The organism is Lysinibacillus sp. A4 (assembly GCF_024919535.1).
GTDB classification, from domain to species: domain Bacteria; phylum Bacillota; class Bacilli; order Bacillales_A; family Planococcaceae; genus Lysinibacillus; species Lysinibacillus capsici.
Genome location: NZ_JANWTB010000017.1, coordinates 18,679 through 39,535 on the forward strand (window position 1 = coordinate 18,679; position 20,857 = coordinate 39,535).

Annotated in this window: 19 protein-coding genes and 3 tRNA genes; 18 read left to right on the forward strand and 4 right to left on the reverse strand. The window is 37.6% G+C overall.

The genetic code is table 11. From position 1 onward, the window contains the following. Positions 1–147 precede the first annotated feature (147 nt). The 15 genes from spoVG to NY607_RS22930 all read left to right on the forward strand — a co-directional run bounded on the left by spoVG (position 148) and on the right by NY607_RS22930 (position 15,072). Entirely contained in the window at positions 148–450 is a 303-nt protein-coding gene (spoVG, locus tag NY607_RS22860; RefSeq protein WP_004229187.1) for a septation regulator SpoVG, read from the forward strand. Between the two features lie 261 nt (positions 451–711). Continuing rightward, positions 712–2,082 (forward strand): bifunctional UDP-N-acetylglucosamine diphosphorylase/glucosamine-1-phosphate N-acetyltransferase GlmU, encoded by a 1,371-nt coding sequence (gene glmU, locus NY607_RS22865; protein ID WP_237898994.1) that lies wholly within the window; start codon positions 712–714, stop codon positions 2,080–2,082. Positions 2,083–2,106: 24 nt separating this feature from the next. Continuing rightward, positions 2,107–3,066 (forward strand): ribose-phosphate diphosphokinase, encoded by a 960-nt coding sequence (locus tag NY607_RS22870; protein WP_004229183.1) that lies wholly within the window; start codon positions 2,107–2,109, stop codon positions 3,064–3,066. Positions 3,067–3,319: 253 nt separating this feature from the next. Beyond that, positions 3,320–3,916 (forward strand): 50S ribosomal protein L25/general stress protein Ctc, encoded by a 597-nt coding sequence (locus NY607_RS22875; protein ID WP_131522605.1) that lies wholly within the window; start codon positions 3,320–3,322, stop codon positions 3,914–3,916. 146 nt (positions 3,917–4,062) lie between these two features. Then, positions 4,063–4,629: an aminoacyl-tRNA hydrolase gene (gene pth, locus NY607_RS22880; protein WP_259420418.1), complete on the forward strand. Its 567-nt coding sequence runs from the start codon at positions 4,063–4,065 to the stop codon at positions 4,627–4,629. 241 nt (positions 4,630–4,870) lie between these two features. After that, on the forward strand, positions 4,871–5,098 hold the full coding sequence (locus NY607_RS22885) for an anti-sigma-F factor Fin (RefSeq protein ID WP_016993788.1): 228 nt from the start codon (positions 4,871–4,873) through the stop codon (positions 5,096–5,098). Positions 5,099–5,238: 140 nt separating this feature from the next. Continuing rightward, a complete protein-coding gene (mfd, locus tag NY607_RS22890) occupies positions 5,239–8,751 on the forward strand; it encodes a transcription-repair coupling factor (RefSeq protein WP_259420419.1) in 3,513 nt (1,170 codons plus the stop codon). A gap of 309 nt (positions 8,752–9,060) precedes the next feature. Next, positions 9,061–9,597 carry a stage V sporulation protein T gene (gene spoVT / locus NY607_RS22895; protein ID WP_004229174.1) on the forward strand — a complete coding sequence of 179 codons (537 nt, stop codon included), beginning with the start codon at positions 9,061–9,063 and terminating at the stop codon, positions 9,595–9,597. Between the two features lie 158 nt (positions 9,598–9,755). Next, positions 9,756–11,378, forward strand: coding sequence for a putative polysaccharide biosynthesis protein (locus NY607_RS22900; RefSeq protein WP_259420420.1), 1,623 nt, complete (start codon positions 9,756–9,758; stop codon positions 11,376–11,378). Positions 11,379–11,386: 8 nt separating this feature from the next. Then, positions 11,387–12,847 carry a bifunctional methyltransferase/pyrophosphohydrolase YabN gene (gene yabN, locus NY607_RS22905; RefSeq protein ID WP_131522608.1) on the forward strand — a complete coding sequence of 487 codons (1,461 nt, stop codon included), beginning with the start codon at positions 11,387–11,389 and terminating at the stop codon, positions 12,845–12,847. Between the two features lie 4 nt (positions 12,848–12,851). Continuing rightward, a complete protein-coding gene (locus NY607_RS22910) occupies positions 12,852–13,142 on the forward strand; it encodes an RNA-binding S4 domain-containing protein (RefSeq protein WP_131522609.1) in 291 nt (96 codons plus the stop codon). 148 nt (positions 13,143–13,290) lie between these two features. Continuing rightward, positions 13,291–13,590 (forward strand): sporulation protein YabP, encoded by a 300-nt coding sequence (gene yabP, locus NY607_RS22915; RefSeq protein ID WP_004229167.1) that lies wholly within the window; start codon positions 13,291–13,293, stop codon positions 13,588–13,590. Continuing rightward, a complete protein-coding gene (gene yabQ, locus NY607_RS22920; RefSeq protein WP_048395335.1) occupies positions 13,587–14,078 on the forward strand; it encodes a spore cortex biosynthesis protein YabQ in 492 nt (163 codons plus the stop codon). Before yabP ends, yabQ begins: the two co-directional genes overlap by 4 nt. 17 nt (positions 14,079–14,095) lie before the next feature. After that, the gene (locus NY607_RS22925; RefSeq protein WP_131522611.1) at positions 14,096–14,500 is read left to right on the forward strand and encodes an FtsB family cell division protein; all 405 of its coding nucleotides are present in this window, start codon (positions 14,096–14,098) and stop codon (positions 14,498–14,500) included. Positions 14,501–14,634: 134 nt separating this feature from the next. Further along, a complete protein-coding gene (locus NY607_RS22930) occupies positions 14,635–15,072 on the forward strand; it encodes a S1 domain-containing RNA-binding protein (protein WP_048395331.1) in 438 nt (145 codons plus the stop codon). Positions 15,073–15,158: 86 nt separating this feature from the next. On the opposite strand, the gene NY607_RS22935 is transcribed toward NY607_RS22930, so the two are convergent. The 4 genes from NY607_RS22935 to NY607_RS22950 form a co-directional block, all read right to left on the reverse strand. Then, complete coding sequence (locus NY607_RS22935; protein WP_131522612.1) at positions 15,159–15,410, reverse strand: hypothetical protein; 252 nt, start codon at positions 15,408–15,410, stop codon at positions 15,159–15,161. A 178-nt stretch (positions 15,411–15,588) separates the two neighbouring features. Then, a tRNA-Glu gene (locus NY607_RS22940) sits at positions 15,589–15,660 on the reverse strand. A gap of 5 nt (positions 15,661–15,665) precedes the next feature. Further along, positions 15,666–15,742, reverse strand: a tRNA-Met gene (locus NY607_RS22945). Between the two features lie 11 nt (positions 15,743–15,753). Then, positions 15,754–15,828 (reverse strand) — tRNA-Gly (locus NY607_RS22950). 418 nt (positions 15,829–16,246) lie between these two features. Between NY607_RS22950 and NY607_RS22955 the strand changes: the two genes are divergently transcribed. The 3 genes from NY607_RS22955 (at position 16,247) to hpt (ending at position 20,686) form a co-directional block, all read left to right on the forward strand. Beyond that, positions 16,247–18,640 (forward strand): SpoIIE family protein phosphatase, encoded by a 2,394-nt coding sequence (locus NY607_RS22955; RefSeq protein WP_259420421.1) that lies wholly within the window; start codon positions 16,247–16,249, stop codon positions 18,638–18,640. A 29-nt stretch (positions 18,641–18,669) separates the two neighbouring features. Next, positions 18,670–20,076: a tRNA lysidine(34) synthetase TilS gene (gene tilS / locus NY607_RS22960; RefSeq protein WP_237899008.1), complete on the forward strand. Its 1,407-nt coding sequence runs from the start codon at positions 18,670–18,672 to the stop codon at positions 20,074–20,076. Between the two features lie 67 nt (positions 20,077–20,143). Beyond that, positions 20,144–20,686, forward strand: a complete 543-nt coding sequence (gene hpt, locus NY607_RS22965) for a hypoxanthine phosphoribosyltransferase (protein ID WP_259420422.1) — start codon at positions 20,144–20,146, stop codon at positions 20,684–20,686. The last annotated feature ends 171 nt before the right edge of the window (positions 20,687–20,857 follow it).

Consider the following 20,857-nt stretch of genomic DNA (forward strand, 5'->3'; position numbering starts at 1 on the left):
TCAAAAATTACGTATATAAGAAAAAATATTATTCTAATAAGTATTCAAATTTTTTAGAAAATTTGATAGACTATGAAAAGGAAAATATTCGGTAATTGAGAATATGATATTTTCATTTAGGCATCTAAGAAGAGAGGTGGTGAGAAAATGGAAGTTACTGATGTGAGGTTACGTCGGGTACAGACGGATGGTCGCATGCGTGCGATTGCTTCCATTACACTTGATAATGAGTTTGTTGTTCACGATATTCGTGTCATTGATGGAAATACTGGTTTATTTGTAGCTATGCCTAGTAAACGAACACCAGATGGGGAATTTAGAGATATTGCTCATCCAATTAATTCTGATACTCGAAATAAAATTCAAGAGATCATTTTAAACGAGTATCATAACTCTAGTGAAGTAGAGGAAGCTGGTAAAGAGGAAGAATTAGAGGGAATCGGTGTGTAATAAATAGTAAATAACTTACTTTTTAAGTATATGTTACAAACTGATGGTAAAAAAGATAGGAAGAACTCTTCTAGTTGGAAGGGTTCTTTTTATTTTGATAAAAAGATAATATGAGCAATTTCAGGATATACTTCATGACATTCGAGCATAAGGTGCATTGGATTTAGGAATTCATGTTTTTGTCAATTCTACATGCCTTGAAAATAGATGAATTTTGCTATATAGTCATAAGAGAAAATGAGCGTATTGGAGGACTTACAGATGAGCAATGTTTTTGCTGTCATTTTGGCTGCAGGTCAAGGTACACGTATGAAGTCCAAATTATATAAAGTGCTCCATCCAGTATGTGGGAAACCAATGGTACAACATGTGGTGGATCATATTCAAACGTTAGATGTGAATCGCATTGTAACGGTTGTCGGACATGGTGCTGAAAAAGTGCAACAACAGCTTGGTGATAAAAGTGAGTATGTGCTGCAGGCTGAACAACTAGGTACAGCGCACGCTGTGCAACAAGCAGAGGCCATTTTAGGTAATGAAGAAGGTACAACGTTAGTTGTATGTGGAGATACACCACTAATTCGTCCTGAAACGATGCAAGCGCTATTCGAACATCATCAAGCAACGAATGCTAAAGCAACTATTTTAACTGCAATTGCTGAAAATCCAACTGGCTATGGCCGTATATTACGTGGCAATAACGGACAGGTGGAGCAAATTGTTGAACAAAAAGATGCTTCAGCAGAGCAGCAATTAGTAAGAGAAATAAACACAGGCACATATTGCTTTGATAACAAATTATTATTTGAAACATTGAAGCTTGTGAAAAATGATAATGCTCAAGGTGAATATTATTTACCAGATGTCATTGAAATTTTACAAAAGCAAGGTGATATTGTTGAAGCATATGTCACTGATAATTTTGAAGAAACACTAGGTGTTAACGATCGCGTGGCTTTGTCACAAGCCGAGACATTAATGCGTACAAGAATCAACGAGAAGCATATGCGGAATGGTGTAACAATTATTCATCCTGAAACAACACATATTAGTGCAGATGCAGTTATTGGGCGTGATACAGTGATTCAACCTGGCTCAATGATTGAAGGTACTACTGTGATCGGTGAAGATTGTATTATCGGGCCAAACACTCAAATCATAGATAGCCGCGTTGGTGATCGTACAACTATACATTCTTCAGTTGTCCGTGAAAGCGCTATTGCAGAGGATACTGCTATTGGGCCATTTGCTCATATTCGACCACTTTCAGACATCGGTAGTCATGTGAAAATTGGTAACTTTGTAGAAGTGAAGAAAAGCAAGCTAGATCATGGCTCGAAAGTTTCACATTTAAGTTATATTGGCGATGCCGAGATCGGTAGTAACGTCAATATTGGTTGTGGTTCCATTACAGTAAACTATGATGGAAAAAACAAGTTCAAAACGATTATTGAAGATGATGTATTTGTAGGATGTAATACTAACTTAGTAGCGCCAGTGAAAGTTGGAAAAGGTTCATTTATTGCAGCAGGTTCTACAATTACAAAAGAAGTTCCTGAAGATGCACTTGCCATAGCTCGTGCAAGACAAGAAAACAAACCGAATTATGTAAGCAAATTAAATTCAAAATAATTATCAACTAAACAGGAGGCCATCATGCCGTATCATTATGCAAACTCACAATTAAAAATATTTTCACTTAATTCTAATAATCCATTAGCTCAAGAAATTGCGCAGGAAATGGGCGTAGAGTTAGGTAAATCTTCTGTTAAGCACTTCAGTGATGGAGAGATTCAAATTAGCATTGAAGAAAGTATTCGAGGTTGTGATGTGTTTATCGTGCAGTCTACTTCTGCACCTGTAAACGAACATTTAATGGAGCTTTTAATTATGGTAGATGCAGTTAAACGTGCATCTGCTCGTACAGTAAACGTTGTAATGCCTTATTATGGTTATGCACGCCAAGATCGTAAAGCAAAAGCGCGCGAGCCAATTACAGCTAAATTAGTGGCAAACCTACTTGAAACTGCTGGTGCAACACGTGTTATCGTATTAGATTTACACGCACCTCAAATCCAAGGTTTCTTCGATATCCTAATCGACCACTTAATGGCAGTACCATTACTATCTGATTACTTCAAATCTAAAGGTATTCCAGGCGATGAGATCGTTATTGTTTCACCAGATCATGGTGGGGTAACACGTGCTCGTAAAATGGCTGAACGATTAAAAGCACCGATTGCAATTATTGACAAACGTCGTCCGAAACCAAACGTTGCGGAAGTGATGAACATTGTTGGTAATGTTGATGGTAAAGTGGCAATCTTAATTGATGATATTATTGATACAGCAGGTACAATTACAATTGGGGCAGATGCGTTACGTGCTGCTGGTGCAAAAGAAGTTTACGCTTGCTGTTCACACCCTGTATTATCTGGTCCAGCAATTGAACGTATTGAAAACTCTGCTATTAAAGAATTAGTGGTGACAAATACAATTCAGCTTTCAGACGAGAAAAAATCTCCAAAAATTACAGAGCTTTCTGTAGCTAAATTAATGGCGGATGCTATTTCTCGCGTTTATGAAAATAAATCTGTAAGTACTTTATTTGATTAATAAATATCGTAAGTATAAGACCAATCTATTCTTTGAGTAGGTTGGTCTTTTCTATATAAATTGGACACTGTTTCATCAAGACCAAGAAATAGATGAGTGTTTTATGTGTGAGCCTTCTCACAAAGGGGTATAATAAGAATGTGACTTAATAATATTTACTCTACCTTAAACAAATAGAGCTAAGTATTATCATAGCCTACAACGAATTATTGTTGAGGCGTAAATAATTTTCTTGGAAGGGGAATAAAGAAGTATGAGTACAGTATTAAGTGTTACAAAGCGCGAAACTGGGCATCGTTCAACATTAACCCAACTTAGAAAAGGGGGAGCCATTCCTGCAGTTATTTACGGCTACAAAGTAGATTCAACCCCAATTTCTATTGCTGCAAAAGATTTCAAAAAGTCCATTCAAAAAAATGGGCAAAATAGTGTATTTTCGCTAGAGTTAGAGGGGAAAAAGGTGAATGCTGTTGTGTCAGAGATTCAGCAATGTTCATTGAAAGATGAAGTAAATCATATTGACTTTTTAGCCATTAATATGGCGGAAGAGTTAGAAGCTGATGTCCCGATTAAATTACTTGGACAGTCAGTTGGTGTGAGTGAGGGCGGTATTCTAATGCAGCCTAACTTAGAATTAAAAGTAAAAGTAAAGCCAACTGAGTTACCCGAATCAATTGATGTGGACATTTCATCGTTGCAAATTGGGGAATCCCTAACAGTAGCAGATATTCGCGATGCTACATCTGTTGAAATTATTAGTGAAGATGATTATATGTTAGTAACCATTGTGGCGCCTGTTTCTGTAGAGGAAGAGACTACGGAAAGTGAAGAAGAGCAAGAGTCAGTATAATAGTAAATGACGTAAGGCTAATAAGAAGGCTATAGCTTTCTTGTTAGCCTTATTTTTTTATGCCTATTAACAATTGTACAAAATGCTTTCTAGGTGTGCTATATGGTAAAATAATGACTATTAGATTTGAAAGAAGAGAGGTACTTATGAAAATTATCGTTGGTTTAGGAAACCCAGGTAAACCTTATGAGCATACAAGACATAATATTGGCTTTGATGTTATTGATGCGTTAGCAGAAAAATGGGGAACACCTTTAACAAATTCAAAATTTAACGGGATGTACACGACTGTACATCGACCAGAGGGAAAGGTTCTACTTGTTAAACCATTAACATATATGAATTTATCAGGGGAATGTGTTGGTCCGCTGATGGATTATTTTGACATAGAGGTAGAAGATTTAATTGTCATTTATGATGACTTGGATTTAGAGACAGGTAAATTACGTCTACGACAAAAAGGGAGTGCAGGTGGACATAACGGCATTAAATCGTTAATTCAACATTTAGGTACTCAGGAATTTAATCGTATTCGAGTGGGCATTAATCGTCCACCAGCGGGCATGAAGGTAGCAGACTATGTGTTAGCTAAATTTTCGAAGGAAGACCAAGTTCTTATGCAAGACGCCATTGTAAATTCTGTAAACGCTGTTGAAGCATCTCTTTCAAAGCCGTTTCTTGATGTGATGAATCACTTTAACACAAGCAAATAGATGGAAGTAATAAAATTTCTGTTAAAGTTTTTGGATAATTGGCATGGTGTAAGGTAAGTAATGAACTGCCTTACACTATTATTACAGCTAATATTTGTAGTGAATAGTTTTAGCTACAGGTAAAAATTAATTCTCTAATTTTCAAGTTATTGCAATGATGATGACAGTGAAAAGTGCATAATCCCTTTTATAAATGTCTATACTTTAAGTAGAAAGTTGCTTAAAGGAGGATGATTTGGAGATGTCAGTTCGCTATCGATGTCGGCATTGTGAAGTAGAAATAGGGACACTACCATTTGATGCAGATGATACAATTCGAAAGTTGCATATTTTCGAATTGGGAGAAGCGGATGATTATGTTGAGAAAGATCAACATGGTCAAACGACTGTGCACTGCATTTGTGAGCAATGTGAGGATTCGCTGAGACAATATCCAGATTATCACGCACTCAATAAATGGATTCAATAATTGGAAGGATGCTTTGACACACTTATGTGTGTTCAAGGCTTTTTCCATTTCATAAAACAGCCATTAATAGAGATATGTAAAAAAACACTAGAATAATAGAAATAAAAATATAGAATTTATGCTGAAAGGAGCTTTTGACTGTGGAGGTTTTACGACAGCTTGTGTCGCAAGATAAACATATTACATCATTTTTAAAGGAAATTCAGAGCGGTCAAACTGCATCACAGCTTATAACAGGTTTAACAGGAAGCGCACGCCCAGTAATGGTGGATGTGTTATTTGAATATGTAAAGAAACCAATCTACATTATCTCTCCTAATCTATTGCAGGCACAAAAAATGGTGGATGAGCTTGCTGGACTATTAGGCGAGGAACATGTTCACTATTACCCTGCGGATGAATTTATTGCAGCTGATCTTTCTGTGGCTTCACCAGAACTTCGTGCGGAGCGAATCGCGACGCTCGATTGCTTAGCTAGAGGTGAGAAAGCCGTATATGTAATACCTGTGGCTGGTCTACGTAAAATAATGCAACCAAAAGAACATTGGCTACATTATTTTTTACAAACCGCATTAGGCGAAGATGTTGAAATTGATAAATGGTTGCAAACATTAGTAGAGATGGGCTATGTACGGAATTCAATGGTGACATCACCTGGAGAGTTCGCATTACGTGGAGGAATTTTAGATATTTATCCACCCTATTTAGAATCACCAATTCGTATTGAATTATTTGATACTGAGGTTGATTCCATACGAACATTTTCAGCAGATGACCAACGTTCTATAGATAAATTACAAAAAATTCGTATTCTTCCTGCTTCAGAGGTCATTCTTACGAAATCAGAAAGACAGGCATTAGCAAACCGTTTAGAAGAGGCATTAGCAGCCAGCCTAAAAAAGGTAAAAAAGCAGGAGACAAAGGAACTTCTGTATCAGCATATTCAATATGATATTGAGTTGCTACAGCAAGGGGATTTACCTGATTTTGTAAACAAATATGGTTCGTTATTATACGATAAAACAGCCTTTTTGGGAGATTATTTTGAACATGATGGTATCGTACTTTTTGACGAGCTTGGTCGTATTCAAGAGGTAATGGATGCATGGGAACGTGAAGAAGATGAATGGTTTTTATCTTTAATCGAAGAGGGGAAAATGGTTCATGATGTCAAACCTGCCTTCTCATTAAAAGAAATATTGGCGATGTTGTCACAACAAAAGCTTTCATTTTCATTATTTTCGCGAACATTTGCAGGGATTACGTTTACTAAAACAACCAACTTTTCTTGCAAGCCAATGCAGCAATTTCATGGACAAATGTCCTTGCTTCAAAGTGAGGTTGAACGCTGGTTACTTGGCAAATTTACAGTTCTCATCATAGCAAGGGATAAAGAACGAGTGAAAAGAGTTCAGCAAATGCTTGAAGAATACGATATTCATACAGCGATAGGTGAGCCAACAGAACCTGGTATTTATATTGTAGATGGTGGCTTGTCGAGTGGCTTTGAATTGCCCCTACAGCGTTTAGCAATTGTAACAGAAGACGAGCTCTTTAAACAGCAGGCAAAGAAAAAAGCACGCACACAAAAAATGACCAATGCTGAACGTATTAAAAGTTATACGGAAATTAAGCCAGGTGATTATGTTGTACATGTTCATCATGGGATTGGTAAATATATTGGTGTAGAGACATTAGAGGTTAATGGTACACATAAGGATTACCTGCATATTCGATATCGTGCAGACGATAAATTATATGTACCTGTAGAGCAAATAGACTTAATTCAAAAATATGTGGCGTCAGAGGATCGAGAACCAAAGCTACATAAATTAGGTGGCGCAGAGTGGAAAAAGGCGAAAGCAAAGGTATCCTCTGCTGTACAGGATATTGCGGATGATTTAATAAAGTTGTATGCAAAGCGTGAAGCAGAGAAAGGGCATGCTTTTACACCTGATAACGATGACCAGCGTAATTTTGAAGCGATGTTCCCTTATGAAGAAACAGAAGATCAACTACGTTCAATTGTTGAAGTTAAACGAGATATGGAACGTGAACGCCCTATGGACCGTTTAGTCTGTGGTGATGTAGGCTATGGTAAAACAGAGGTAGCCATTCGTGCCGCATTTAAGGCTATTCAAGATGGAAAGCAAGTGGCATTTCTTGTCCCTACAACCATTCTAGCCCAGCAACATTATGAGACTATTCGTGAGCGCTTTCAGGACTTTGCCATTAATGTTGGATTGTTATCTCGCTTCCGGACAAAAAAGGAGCAAACAGCTACTTTAAAGGGCTTAAAAGAGGGCCGAGTCGATATAGTTATTGGAACACACCGTATTTTATCTAAAGATTTAATTTTCCAAGACCTTGGTCTGCTAATTGTGGATGAAGAGCAACGTTTTGGTGTGACGCATAAGGAAAAAATTAAGCAGTTAAAGACAAATGTCGATGTCTTGACTTTAACAGCTACACCTATCCCAAGGACACTTCATATGTCCATGGTAGGGGTCCGGGATTTATCAGTTATTGAGACGCCTCCTGCTAATCGTTTCCCAGTTCAAACATATGTGATGGAGCACAGCGGTGCATTAGTACGAGAAGCTATTGAGAGGGAAATGGCACGTGGCGGACAAGTATTTTATTTATATAATCGGGTAGAGGATATGGCTCGAAGGGTTGAGGAGATTCAAGTGCTAGTCCCTGAAGCACGGATAGGCTTTGCTCATGGAAAAATGACTGAGTCAGAGCTAGAATCCGTAATTTTAGCCTTTTTAGAGGGCGACTATGATGTGCTTGTTACGACAACGATTATCGAGACAGGTGTGGATATACCGAATGTAAATACATTAATAGTCCATGATGCTGATCGCATGGGCCTAGCCCAGCTTTACCAATTGCGCGGGCGCGTTGGACGTTCTAACAGAGTAGCCTATGCATATTTTATGTACCAACGCGACAAAGTTCTGACAGATGTAGCGGAGCAACGTTTACAAGCAATTAAAGAATTTACAGAGCTTGGCTCAGGCTTTAAAATTGCGATGCGAGATTTATCTATTCGGGGCGCAGGAAACTTACTTGGAGCGCAGCAACATGGCTTTATTGATTCAGTTGGCTTTGATTTATATTCACAAATGCTTCAGGATGCCATCGCGGAACGTCAAACAGGCGTGAAAAAAGAAGAAAAGCCAGATATTGAAATTTTGCTGAGTATTGATGCGTATATTCCAGACGCTTACATTCCAGATGGTTATCAAAAGATCCAAATGTATAAACGAATTAAAGCCATGGATCAGGTGGAGGAGTATGACGAAATCATGGAGGAATTAGAGGATCGATTTGGCGATCTTCCAATTGAAACAGAGCGTTTACTTCGAATAGCACGAATGAAAGTTTGGGGTTTAGGTGCGGGAGTAGTATCCGTAAAGGAGAAGCAAAAGTTTATTACAATACTATTGTCAGAACAAGGGACGGCAAGTGTCGATGGCAGTAAGATTATTGAAGAATCGATGAAATTTGAGCGTGCTGTTGGTTTTGGTATGGATGGTATGCAGTTAAAATTAACAATAGATGAACGCAAGAGTGGGAAATATCAACCCTTTGATATGTTGGAAGAACTAATGCAAATGATTGATAAAGCAAAAAAGCAGCAATAGTAGTTAAAAGGCTATTCTTATCTTTTCCTGTAAAAGAGAAGAATAGCCTTTTTGATGTTGCTTCAGTAATTACCATCTCTTACGTATTTGCTCACAGGAATAATTGATTTTTTCCAATATTTTTTATGAATTAATTATAGAAACTTATTCCTTGGGTAATCTAATAAGGAGTTGATTGATGTAATACCGTTTTTGAAAAAAATTAATGGTTGTGAAATCCTTTTTCTTCAGTTTTTGCATAGATTGCTCAAATAAAAACCATACTATCATTGAATAAAAATTTCATTGTAGCGAAAGCGAGGCATTAGAATGAAGGCAACAGGAATTGTTCGTCGTATTGATGATTTAGGGCGTGTAGTTATTCCAAAAGAAATTCGTAGGACGCTACGTATTCGTGAAGGCGACCCGCTAGAAATTTATACGGACCGTGAAGGCGAAGTCATTTTAAAGAAATATTCTCCCATTAATGATTTGGGCGAATTTGCAAGAGAATATGTTGAAACACTTTATGAAACGATGGGCACACCAGCATTTGTCACTGACCGTGATGAAGTAATCGCTGTTGCAGGGATCGGGAAAAAGGAATATATAAATCGTCGCATTACGTCCTTTGCGGAAAGCTTTATGGACGAGCGCTCCACAAAAATAGAAAAAATGGAGACAACGATTGAAATTGTCCCTGGACAATATGAGCAAGTAAAATCCTATTGTGCGACACCTATTATGGTGAACGGTGACCCAATAGGCTGTATTATCGTCTTGTCTAAAGTACACTTTGTTGGTGAGGTAGAAGTCAAGGTAGTGGAAACAGCTGCAAACTTCTTAGCAAAACAAATGAATAGTTAATGCATGGAAAAGTTATTGCGATGACCTATAAGGCTGAACAATAACTTTTTTGCGTACATAAGGATGAATCATTATAGGAACTGTAGTGCCACCTTGCACGTCAAACTTTTAAGATATGCTATACTATTGGCATTGTTAAGAAGGAAAGAGGGCAATTTATGTCGCAACGTTTTGGTATGAAAAGCTACATGAAAGGTGCCGCCTTATTGACGATAGCAGCCCTTATTGTAAAAGTTCTTAGTGCCATTTACCGTGTGCCTTTTCAAAATCTAGTAGGTGATGAAGGCTTTTATATCTATCAACAGGTATATCCAGTTATTTCAATCTTCGTTGTTTGGACATCTAGTGGCTTTGCTATAGCCATTTCTAAAATGCTTGCAGACAATGATTGTATTGTTGATACAATAGAACGTGATGAAAGACGTCGCACTATAACACAGGTAGTTTTCAGGTATTTAACGGTATTATCACTACTGTTTTTTGCCATTTTATTTGGAGGTGCTGAAAAGATTGCCCATTTAATGGGAGATATTCAATTAGCACCACTTATTCGTACAGGCTCCTTAGTAGTATTGGTTATGCCGGCGCTGGCTATTTTAAAAGGTAGCTTTCAATCTAGAGCAATTATGGAGCCTATTGCTTATGCCCAAGTACTTGAACAAGCAGTGAGAGTAACTGTCATATTAGCAGGTACCTTTCTTATTATGACAACGACTAAATCTCTTTATGGTGCAGGAAGAATGGCTGTTATCGGTACAGTAATTGGAGAAATTACAGCCTTGCTATTACTTGCTTCTATCTCATATAAACGATTTGGTCTATTGCAAGTTAAACAGCATCTACAACGTAATCCAAGTTTACCTATCATTAAAGAGGTCACTTGGCTCAGCTTGAGTGTCAGTATGAGTGGTCTACTACTACTTGGCTATCAATTGGTCGATTCATTTACAATCTATTCTTCATTAATTGATAATGGCATGACTCCTACAATTGCAAAGGAAACGAAGGGTATTTATGATCGAGGACAACCGTTAGTTCAACTAGGTGTTGTCATTGCATCCTCATTGTCGTTGGCCATTGTGCCACTTGTCGCCCATTTGTCGAAAAAACAGGCGGGACGTAGTGCAGTGCCATTCATACAATTAACATACAAAGCATCCGTCCTGTTCGGCTGGTCTGCAGCACTAGGCTTAATGCTAGTTATGCCTTATTTAAATGAAATGCTTTTTAAAACCAATTCCTTATCGGAGGTATTGATTGTCTATGTATTTCAAATTGTCCCTTTGTCGATTATCCTTACATTTACAGCGATCTTACAAGGCTATGGAAAATTAAAAAAACCAGCTTTATTTCTCATAATCGGTTTTCTAGTAAAAATTATATTAAATGTACGTTTAATTGGTGGATTAGGTGTACTAGGAGCTGCCATCGCAAATGATATAGGATTATTAATAACAGCAGCCTTGCTAATTATTTATTTAAAAACATTGACTGGCATTCAATTAGCTTCAGGCGCATTTTATAAAAAAGTAGGTATAGCCTCCTTCAGTATGACAATCGTCGTTCTTATATGGTTACAGCTAGTATCGTCCTTGCTAAACCATTTGATGTCTTCACGTATGATAGCCATGGTGGCGGGTTTGACAGCAGTATCTATTGGGGCGTTTGTTATGCTAACAATTATTGCAAAGAAAAGAGTACTAATAGAAAAAGAATGGTATTTACTGCCGTTTGGACGTAGAATGGCTGTTTACCAACTTTGGCTAAATTCAAGGAAGTAGGTGTAATATTGAATACATTAACAATTATTGGTTTAGGTGCAGGTGACTTTAATCAGCTGCAAATGGGTGTTTATAAAAAATTAAAGGCTGCTAAAAAATTATATGTACGAACAGTGGATCATCCGGTTTTAGAGGAATTAGCAGCAGAGGGTGTGGGATTTGAAAGTTTTGACGACGTTTATGAAAAACACGATACATTTCAACCTGTGTATGCAGAAATAGCTGATTCTCTTATAGAAGCTACCGCTGTTGAGGATGTTATGTATGCTGTGCCAGGGCATCCACTAGTTGCAGAGCAAACAGTGCAATTACTTATTGCAGCAGCAAATGAAGGGAAAATTGAGTTAGTCATTGAGGGTGGTCAGAGTTTCTTAGATCCCATTTTTGGCGCATTAAAAATAGATCCAATTGAAGGCTTTCAATTACTTGATGGTACTAGCTTTTCAATGCATGACATTAACATGCGTCAGCATATCTTGATTGCTCAAGTATACGATACATTCAGTGCATCAGAAGTGAAGCTAACGTTGATGGAGAAATATGATGATGAGTATCCTGTGACAGTTGTGACAGCGGCTGGATCTTCACAGGAACAGATTGTCACAGTGCCACTCTATGAACTCGATCAAAGTGTAGAAGTAAATAATTTAACAACAGTCTATGTACCGCCTGTAAAAACACAGGAGGAGTCATTAAGAGATTGGACAACATTCCGTCAAATCATTGCAACGCTGAGAGGCCCAAATGGCTGTCCTTGGGATCAAAAGCAAACACACGAGTCATTGAAAAAATATTTACTTGAGGAAGCACATGAATACTTGGCTGCGGTTGATGCTGAGGATGATTTTGCTATGATTGAGGAACTTGGTGATGTGTTGTTACAAGTATTTTTGCATGCACAAATTGGAGAAGATCAAGGTTATTTTACACTTGAAGATGTGTTAGCTTCGATTAGTAAAAAAATGATTCGCCGCCATCCGCACGTTTTTGGGGATGTAGCGGTAGAAGACGCAGCTGGTGTTGTGGCTAATTGGGAGGCTATTAAAGCTGAGGAAAAAGGAACGAGCGATAAACCTTTACTAGACGAAGAATATAGAGCATCTTCGGCATTACAGACAGCCTACAATTATCAAAAAAGAGCTGCAAAAGTGGGCTTTGATTGGCCTGATGTGGAGGGAGCATGGGATAAATTTACCGAGGAATGGCAGGAATTTCGCCATGAGGTGACGAAAGGCTCTAATGCGTCCCGTCTTGATGAATTTGGCGATGTATTGTTCACATTAGTAAACTTAGCACGTTTCTATAAATTATCACCAGAAGAAGCCATGCTACATGCAAATGAGAAATTTGCAAAACGTTTTGGCTATGTTGAGCAACAGGTAAAGGCAAGTGGAAAACCATTTTCCGATTTTACTTTAGAACAATTAGATGCATTTTGGAATGAAGCAAAGCAACTAGAAAAGGAGTAAGATTATGAGATTAGATAAGTTTTTAAAAGTATCCCGTTTAATAAAACGTCGTACTTTAGCCAAAGAGGTGGCCGATCAAGGACGTATTACAATCAATGCAAAGATTGCAAAAGCAAGTAGTACAGTGAAAGCTGGTGATGAGCTTGCTATCCGATTTGGTCAAAAAATAGTAACAGCACGTGTAGAAGAAATACGTGAGACTGTGAAAAAAGAAGATGCAGCAAAAATGTTTACCATTTTGAAAGAAGAACGACTTGAAAAGATTGAGCCTGAATTTATTGACGATGAGGAATAAAAGCTAAATTTATTTTCTAGCCCTCCTAATGTTGTCCCGCCTTTCTTTTTGTAGGTGAAAGTATGACACAACTTAAATAAAGTTGTCATGCTTTGAAGGTTGTCCGCATAAAGTGAACAGAAGCTAGGACGACTAAAGGAGGAAAAAAATGACGCTACATCAAGAAAGTAATCGTTACACAATTCCATCTGGAGAGCATATTTTAACGATTCGTAATCGTAAAAGAATGGACATGACTTCTGTAAAATCAATTGAACGCTTTGATCAGGAAGAGTTTTTCATTAAGACGTCCCAAGGGCATTTGTTAATCCGTGGAGAGGAACTGCATATCGTTCATTTAGATGTTGACAAAGGATTATTGACACTTGAAGGAACTGTAAAAACCTTACAGTACGACGAGGAGGAAAGTGGCTTCTCGAAAGGTTTCCTTCATAAGTTATTTGGATGATTGTCAGTGAACAATTTTATCAATTAATTGTCATGGTTTTGAGCGGTATAGCAGTTGGTTTCATAATTGATAGTATAAGGCTCATTGTTTTTTCAACTCCAAAAAGGTCAAGCCTTCGAAAGTGGATGATGGTTGTTGAGTTAATAACTTGGATTCTACTTGGAGGGTTGACATACTATTTATTATTTTGGCTAAAAGATGGCGCTTGGCGGGCTTACGACCCGCTAGCGCAAATAGCCGGAATTTTTTTGTATCAATCATTTTTTCAAACCTTTTTACGTTTCGTTGCTAGAATTTTGGTGAATATAACATGGAGACCTTTTTGGTTCATTGTACGTTTCATAATTACGGTTATTCGACAAATTTTGCAATTATTAATAAATATTGTTATGTTTGTTATAAGACCTTTTGTCAAAATTTATTCGTATTTGTCCTACACTTTTTTTAAAAAATTACGATATTTGAAGTATAATAAAAAGCAACAATAATTATCGGAGGTGCGGACATGACTAGACGTCATTCATCAAATGATGAATCCCAAAACTTCACTAAGCTTGATAATGACTATGTCCGTAACACGGATAGAGCTATAAATCGCAAACAACAGGCTCGAAAGCGTAAGATGCGTCGTATTGTCTTTTTTGCGATTGTACCAGTCATTATTATTGCTCTTCTCTTAAATGTGCTGTCACATCAGAATGAAACATTAGCAGCAAAAGAGAAATCCAAGGAAGAAGCGAATCAGCATCTCACTGAATTGAAAGAAGAACAAGATACATTAAATCTTAAAATCAAACAATTGCAGGATGATGAATATATCGCGAAGCTATTAAGAAAAGAGTATTATTTATCGGAAAAAGGTGAGATTATTTTCATCATTCCAGATAAGGAAGATAAAAAAGACGACTGAAAAGCTATGTATTGTTGACACTCTTTTATTGTTATATATAATGAAAAGAGAAGCTTATTGCAGTAAAAAGTTTGATTAAATTGATTACATGGCTCAAAAGAGTCGCTTAATTTTTAAGGAGGAGCATTTTTTTTATGTCAATTGAAGTAGGCAGCAAGGTACAAGGTAAAGTAACAGGAATCACAAATTTTGGAGCATTCGTTGAGCTGCCAGATGGCAAAACAGGCTTAGTTCACATTAGTGAAGTTGCTGACAATTATGTAAAAGATATCAATGAGCATCTAAAAGTTGGAGATGAAGTTGAAGTAAAAGTGATGAATGTTGAAGCGGACGGAAAGATTGGTCTTTCAATCCGTAAAGCAAAGCCTCAAGCTGAAAGACCAGAGCGACCAGAGCGTCCAGCACGTCCACGTCGTGATAATCGTTCCAATGATCGCAACGAACGCCACCAGCCAAAAGAAAATTTTGAGCAAAAAATGGCACGCTTCTTAAAAGATAGTGATGAACGTCTAGCAACACTTAAACGTGCTACAGAATCAAAACGCGGAGGTCGCGGAGCTAGAAGAGGGTAGTTTGCTGACTGTTTTAATCGTAGAAAAAGTGTATGAAATAGAGTTGGGAGTGGCTTTTTAAAAAGCTACTCCCTTTTTTAATATACCTATAAAGTAGAAGAAGGTCTCTTTTTCTTTTTTGTGGGTGTTATCGTTTTTTCATCGGTAGAACCAATGGATTCTTTCTTCACAGGATGGATAACCATTTTGACAAGTAAAGCAACACCATATACACTCACAGCTAGTCCACCAAGCAATAAGATTATTTGAACAAAAAACGGTAAGTTTATTAGAATTGAAATAAGAATAATCATTGAGCCACTTCCACAAATTAAAGCAGCTTTTGTTAATGCACTCAAGGGAATTAAACCTCCTAAAAACGTTATTTTTACTAGTATGCCATACTTTTATATTCTGTCACATAGCTTTACTTGAGCGGACGGATAGAATTTGCAAAGAAATAGATAGATGGTATAAATAGATGGATAAATTAAAAATAGGTATCTCAGAATCTAGTTCTGAGATACCTATTTGAGATGACCCCTACGGGATTCGAACCCGTGTTACCGCCGTGAAAGGGCGGTGTCTTAACCACTTGACCAAGGGGCCTACTATGGTGGCGGCCGAGGGGATCGAACCCCCGACCTTACGGGTATGAACCGTACGCTCTAGCCAGCTGAGCTAGGCCGCCAAATTTAGAAATGGAGCGGAAGACGAGGTTCGAACTCGCGACCCCCACCTTGGCAAGGTGGTGTTCTACCACTGAACTACTTCCGCATGTCGTTTAAGCAACAAGTTAAATAATACAAGCCAATCGTGCTAGTGTCAAGTAGGTTTATAAAAAATATTTAAAGATATTTCAGGTGTTTAACTAGAGAAGAATATTTTAGCGGATTTTTTGTTCTTACGTAGAAATATATCCTAGAGAAGAGTTAAATCAAACCATTAATAGTACGTGAAATCCCTTCAAACTAGGCTTTAAGATGAATAGTAAATGACTATTTTACGAATTAAATAATTGAATTTTCCGATATTAATATTAACTAAACGTCCTTTACTGTAGAAATTGTTGCCAATTCTCGTATTTATGAATAGCTATTAGTCGAAATATTTATATTTTTTTCTGTCAACGTCAGACAATCTTTCCACACATAATTTTTTATAATAACCAAAAGTGCGGAAAGGGGATAGTTAAATGACAAGTATTGAATGGTATAATACAACGAATGTAGATGACCAAAAAATAGGTTTGAAAAAGAAGCAGATCCTAATAGGCTCTCTCTTTTTTTTAACCGCCTTTTTCTTGGCTCAATCTGTTGTATTTGAAGCGGCTGTACCGTTCTCAGTTCCTTTTTGGGCCATTATTCGAACAAAATATAGGGAGTATGCCAAATTCGTATTATTTGGGAGTTTAGCGGGTTGCTTTTTCCTAGGCTTTGGACAAGTCCTAATTCTCGCTTTACAAATTATCCTGTATGAATGTATTATGCGTTTTCGTTACTGGCAACTGCCCCAAAGTATTGCGGTGTCTTTAGCTGTATTACTGGTACAAATAATGTGGCAAGGGGTGATGTATCAAGGCTTACCACCAGTGCTTGTACAATTTTATGTGGGCTGTGAAGCAGCTTTAGCTCTTATTATGACATTGTTTATGCAAGTATTATTTGTTAATTCGTATGAATGGTTTACGACGCATTGGACATATGAAAAGCTAGGTTCAGGATTAGTCGTCTTTGCAGCCATGCTTACTGGAATGCAAACGGTTGTAATAAGCTATTTTTCACTCCCTATTTTTTTACTGCAGCTCTTTATTTGTTTTGGCGCATTGGTTGGAAGTGTGCCGTTAGCAACTGTCATTGGAGCAGTGCTAGGAACGCTTATTGGTGTGGCCAAGCTTTCGTTTACCGGTATGCTTTCGGTGGCTACCTTAACTGGATTATGTGCGGGTATGGGAGCGAAAGGCGGTAGATTTGGCGTTGCTATTGGTAGTATTTTACCTAGTGTATTTTTTTTATTTTATGACGCCACATTGCCCTTGGATAGTGTTTATTTCACCTCAATTGCCATGGGTAGTATTTTATTTCTAACCATTCCAAAGAAATATTCAGATAAGGTAAGGGACAAGCTCTTTCCACAACGAGAGGAGGTTTTACTAGCTCGACAGAATTGGTTAACAGAACATGTAACATATAAATTAGAGCACTTTCAGCATTTTGTGCAATTCATGAAGGAACTTGTGTTTGATCGCTTTATGACAGCACCAGTTGAAGCTGCGAAGGAAGTAGCACCAATGAATACTTGTTTAAGTTGTTTCCGTTATGATCATTGTTGGGGTGCGCAAAATAATGGTATGGACAAGCTGATGACAGATTGGTTTCATATGAAAGGCGTAGGCAAGGAATCAGCTATTCATCGTGTTGAAGAACAAATCCGCTATAAATGTGTGAAGTCCACGAAAATCTTTGAGGAATTGGATACAGAACTTTATAGAGAACGAATCAACGGGCAATATTTCCATGGTAAAAAAATGATTGCCCTACAACTGCGTGATATGAGCAATCATTTAAATCAATTAATTGCTGAGATGAAGGAAGATACAATTTCTTTTGTAAGTGTTGAGAAGGACATTGTTGAACGCTTAAAGGAAGCCAATATTGAGTGCTTTCAACTTGATGTCCTAAGCAATAAGCCTGGGGCGAGAAAGATTGTTTGTGCATTAGCACCAGTGCGTGTCAACTGGGAGAAGGATACAACATTAGCTGAACGTATGATTTTGCCGATTCTTTATGAAATTTTTGATGAACCTTTTGAAATTGAAAAAGTAGTAGCCTGTGAAATACCATTTCGTCATGTTCAAATTTGCTTTAGATCAGCTATTAGCTTTGAAGTAGAGTATGATATATATAGCATGTCTAAAGATGCAACACTATATTCCGGTGATTCTCATGCTCTTTTCCAATTGCATCCAGGGTTATTTGCGATATTGCTGTCTGATGGTATGGGGCAAAGTAAAGAAGCACAACATGAAAGTAGAAAATTGATCCATTTAATGCGAGAGTGTCTAAATTACAATATGAATCCCGAAACTGCGATGCATACGCTCCATTATGTCATGGCATTAAAACAGCAAGATGATATGTATGCAACCCTTGATTTTGCACTTGTCGATTTACAGCACGGAGATTTGTGGTCGTGGAAGGCTGGTGGAATGTCAACCTACATTTTACGTGGTAAAGATGTACTGAAGGTTGAAAGTAATGCAGCACCTGTAGGATTCTTATCTATTTCAGCAGTCGAAGCTGAAAAAAGAAAACTGAAGGCAGGTGATGTTATTTTAATGCATTCAGATGGACTGTTCTCAAGTGTAGCTGATTGGGATGAACAAGAGGAAACATTTTTAGCTTTCGCACAGCAGGTAGCAAGTACAAATAAAACGATTCAGGAAAAGCTAACAACCATTATGCAATCATTCCAAGGTTATTTTGAAATAGAAGATGATTGTACAGTATTAATGCTAGAGGTGACACATGTTGTACCGACATGGGCTGTCTTTAGACCAGCTCAGTATTCAATGAGTAAATCATCTTAAACTAACAACGAAAAGGGGAGGAGAAGCGTTTGTCATTTGAATTAAAGGTCAAAACATTTATAGAAGAAGAGCAATTATTACAGCAAGGCGACCATCTTCTCATCGCCGTTTCGGGTGGGGTAGACTCTATGGCTTTACTTCATTACTTTATGCAAACACAGGAGCAGTGGAACATTCAGGTGGAAGCGGTACATGTTGATCATATGTTGAGAGGAGAAGCCTCTGCTGAGGATAGGGCTTTTGTTCAAAAATATTGTGATGCTAATGGTGTTTACTTACATGCCAAGGAAATTCCAATACCTACAATATTGGCACAGGAAAATGGTAATACACAGTTAATTTGTCGTAGGGAAAGGTATCAATTTTTCAAAGAAGTGCTGCAAAAAACAAATGCTAATAAGCTTGTAACTGCACATCATGCGGATGACCAACTGGAGTCAGTATTAATGGCCCTTACAAAAAATGCAACAATGAATAGCATGCAGGGCATACGTCCACAAAGAAATTTTGGAGGAAAATCATTAATTCGTCCGTTTTTAACGGTTACAAAGTCTGAAATAGGGGAATATTTACTTAGAAAAGGTTTAGATTATCGAGAAGATGCTAGCAATTCTAAAGATACCTATGTACGTAATCGTTTTAGACATCATGTGGTGCCTTTACTAGAGGCAGAGAATCCGCGAGTGACTGAACAGGTGACCCATTTCACAAAGCAATTGCAAGAAGACGATACCTTTTTAATGACATTGGCCCAAGATGTATTTTCCAAAATCATCATAAGAAATAATGAAAATACATATTGCATGGAAATTGAAGCATTTCAATTGATACCACTTGCTTTACAAAGGAGGCTCATTTTAATACTATTAAACTATCTTTACAAAGATTCAAATACGATACAAAGTTATGCCTTATTGACTTCAATTTTAAAGCTTTGTGATACAACAGCAGGGTATGCTGAAATTCACTTACCTGAAGATTTTCTAGCAGTTCGCCGTTATGGAAATTTAACGATTCAGAAAAAGGAGCCGTTAGAAGGCCTAGCTTCTCCTGAGAAACAGGTTATTACGACTGCTAATGGCTGGACAACACTGACAAATGGTGAGCGCTTACGCGTAGTCAATTTGCATGATTTATCGTCTGAATTGCTGACGGATACTGCACAACTTTTTTATTTTAACGCTAGCAAACTCCACCTACCGCTCTATGTTCGGGCACGCAGGGATGGAGATAGAATGCTGTTAAAAGGAATGGATCAGCCAAAACGCTTATCTCGCCTTTTTATAGATGAAAAGATTCCTTTAAATGAGCGAAATAGCTGGCCGTTACTGATTTCTCAATCTGATGAGGTGGTAGCGGTAATTGGTGTGCGTATGGGAATATTTTTTTCAACCACTCCGCAACCAAACGATGATACAGTGCTCATCGTAGACTAAGGTCTTTGTAAAATATTTCACCGAAATAGGGTGAAGATTTTTTGATACATCACGAGGAGGAATCGATATGTTACAAAACGACATCGAACAAATTATGATTACAGAAGAACAATTGCAAGAAAGAATTGCAGACTTAGGCGCGCAACTAACAGAGGAGTACAAAGATGCATTTCCATTAGCTGTTGGCGTACTTAAAGGGGCAATGCCATTTATGACAGACCTAATGAAACGTTTCGATTCTTTCATCGAACTCGATTTTATGGATGTGTCTAGCTATGGTAATGCTACCGTATCATCTGGTGAAGTGAAGATTTTAAAGGATTTGAATACAAGCGTTGAGGGACGTGACGTATTAATTATCGAGGACATTATTGATAGTGGTTTAACTTTAAGCTATCTAGTAGATTTATTTAAATATCGCAAAGCAAAGTCCATTAAAATTGTTACATTACTTGATAAACCATCAGGTCGAAAAGTGAATTTGTCTGCTGACTATGTTGGTTTCGAAGTACCAGATGGCTTTGTTGTAGGATATGGCCTAGATTACGCTGAAAAATATCGCAACTTACCTTATATTGGTATTTTGAAGCCTGAGGTATATTCTTTCTAAGATAGCAAAGACCAGCTATGAAAAGTAAAGGTCTCCAGCGCAAGTCACGTATTTTAGTTATGTTTAACATAATTCAAAATCTTGACACAATGTTTAGCTATATCGAGCCCGAGGAACAGGTACAATTACGCTGGGACATATAAAGATGGCCTAAAAACTGTTGTGATAACG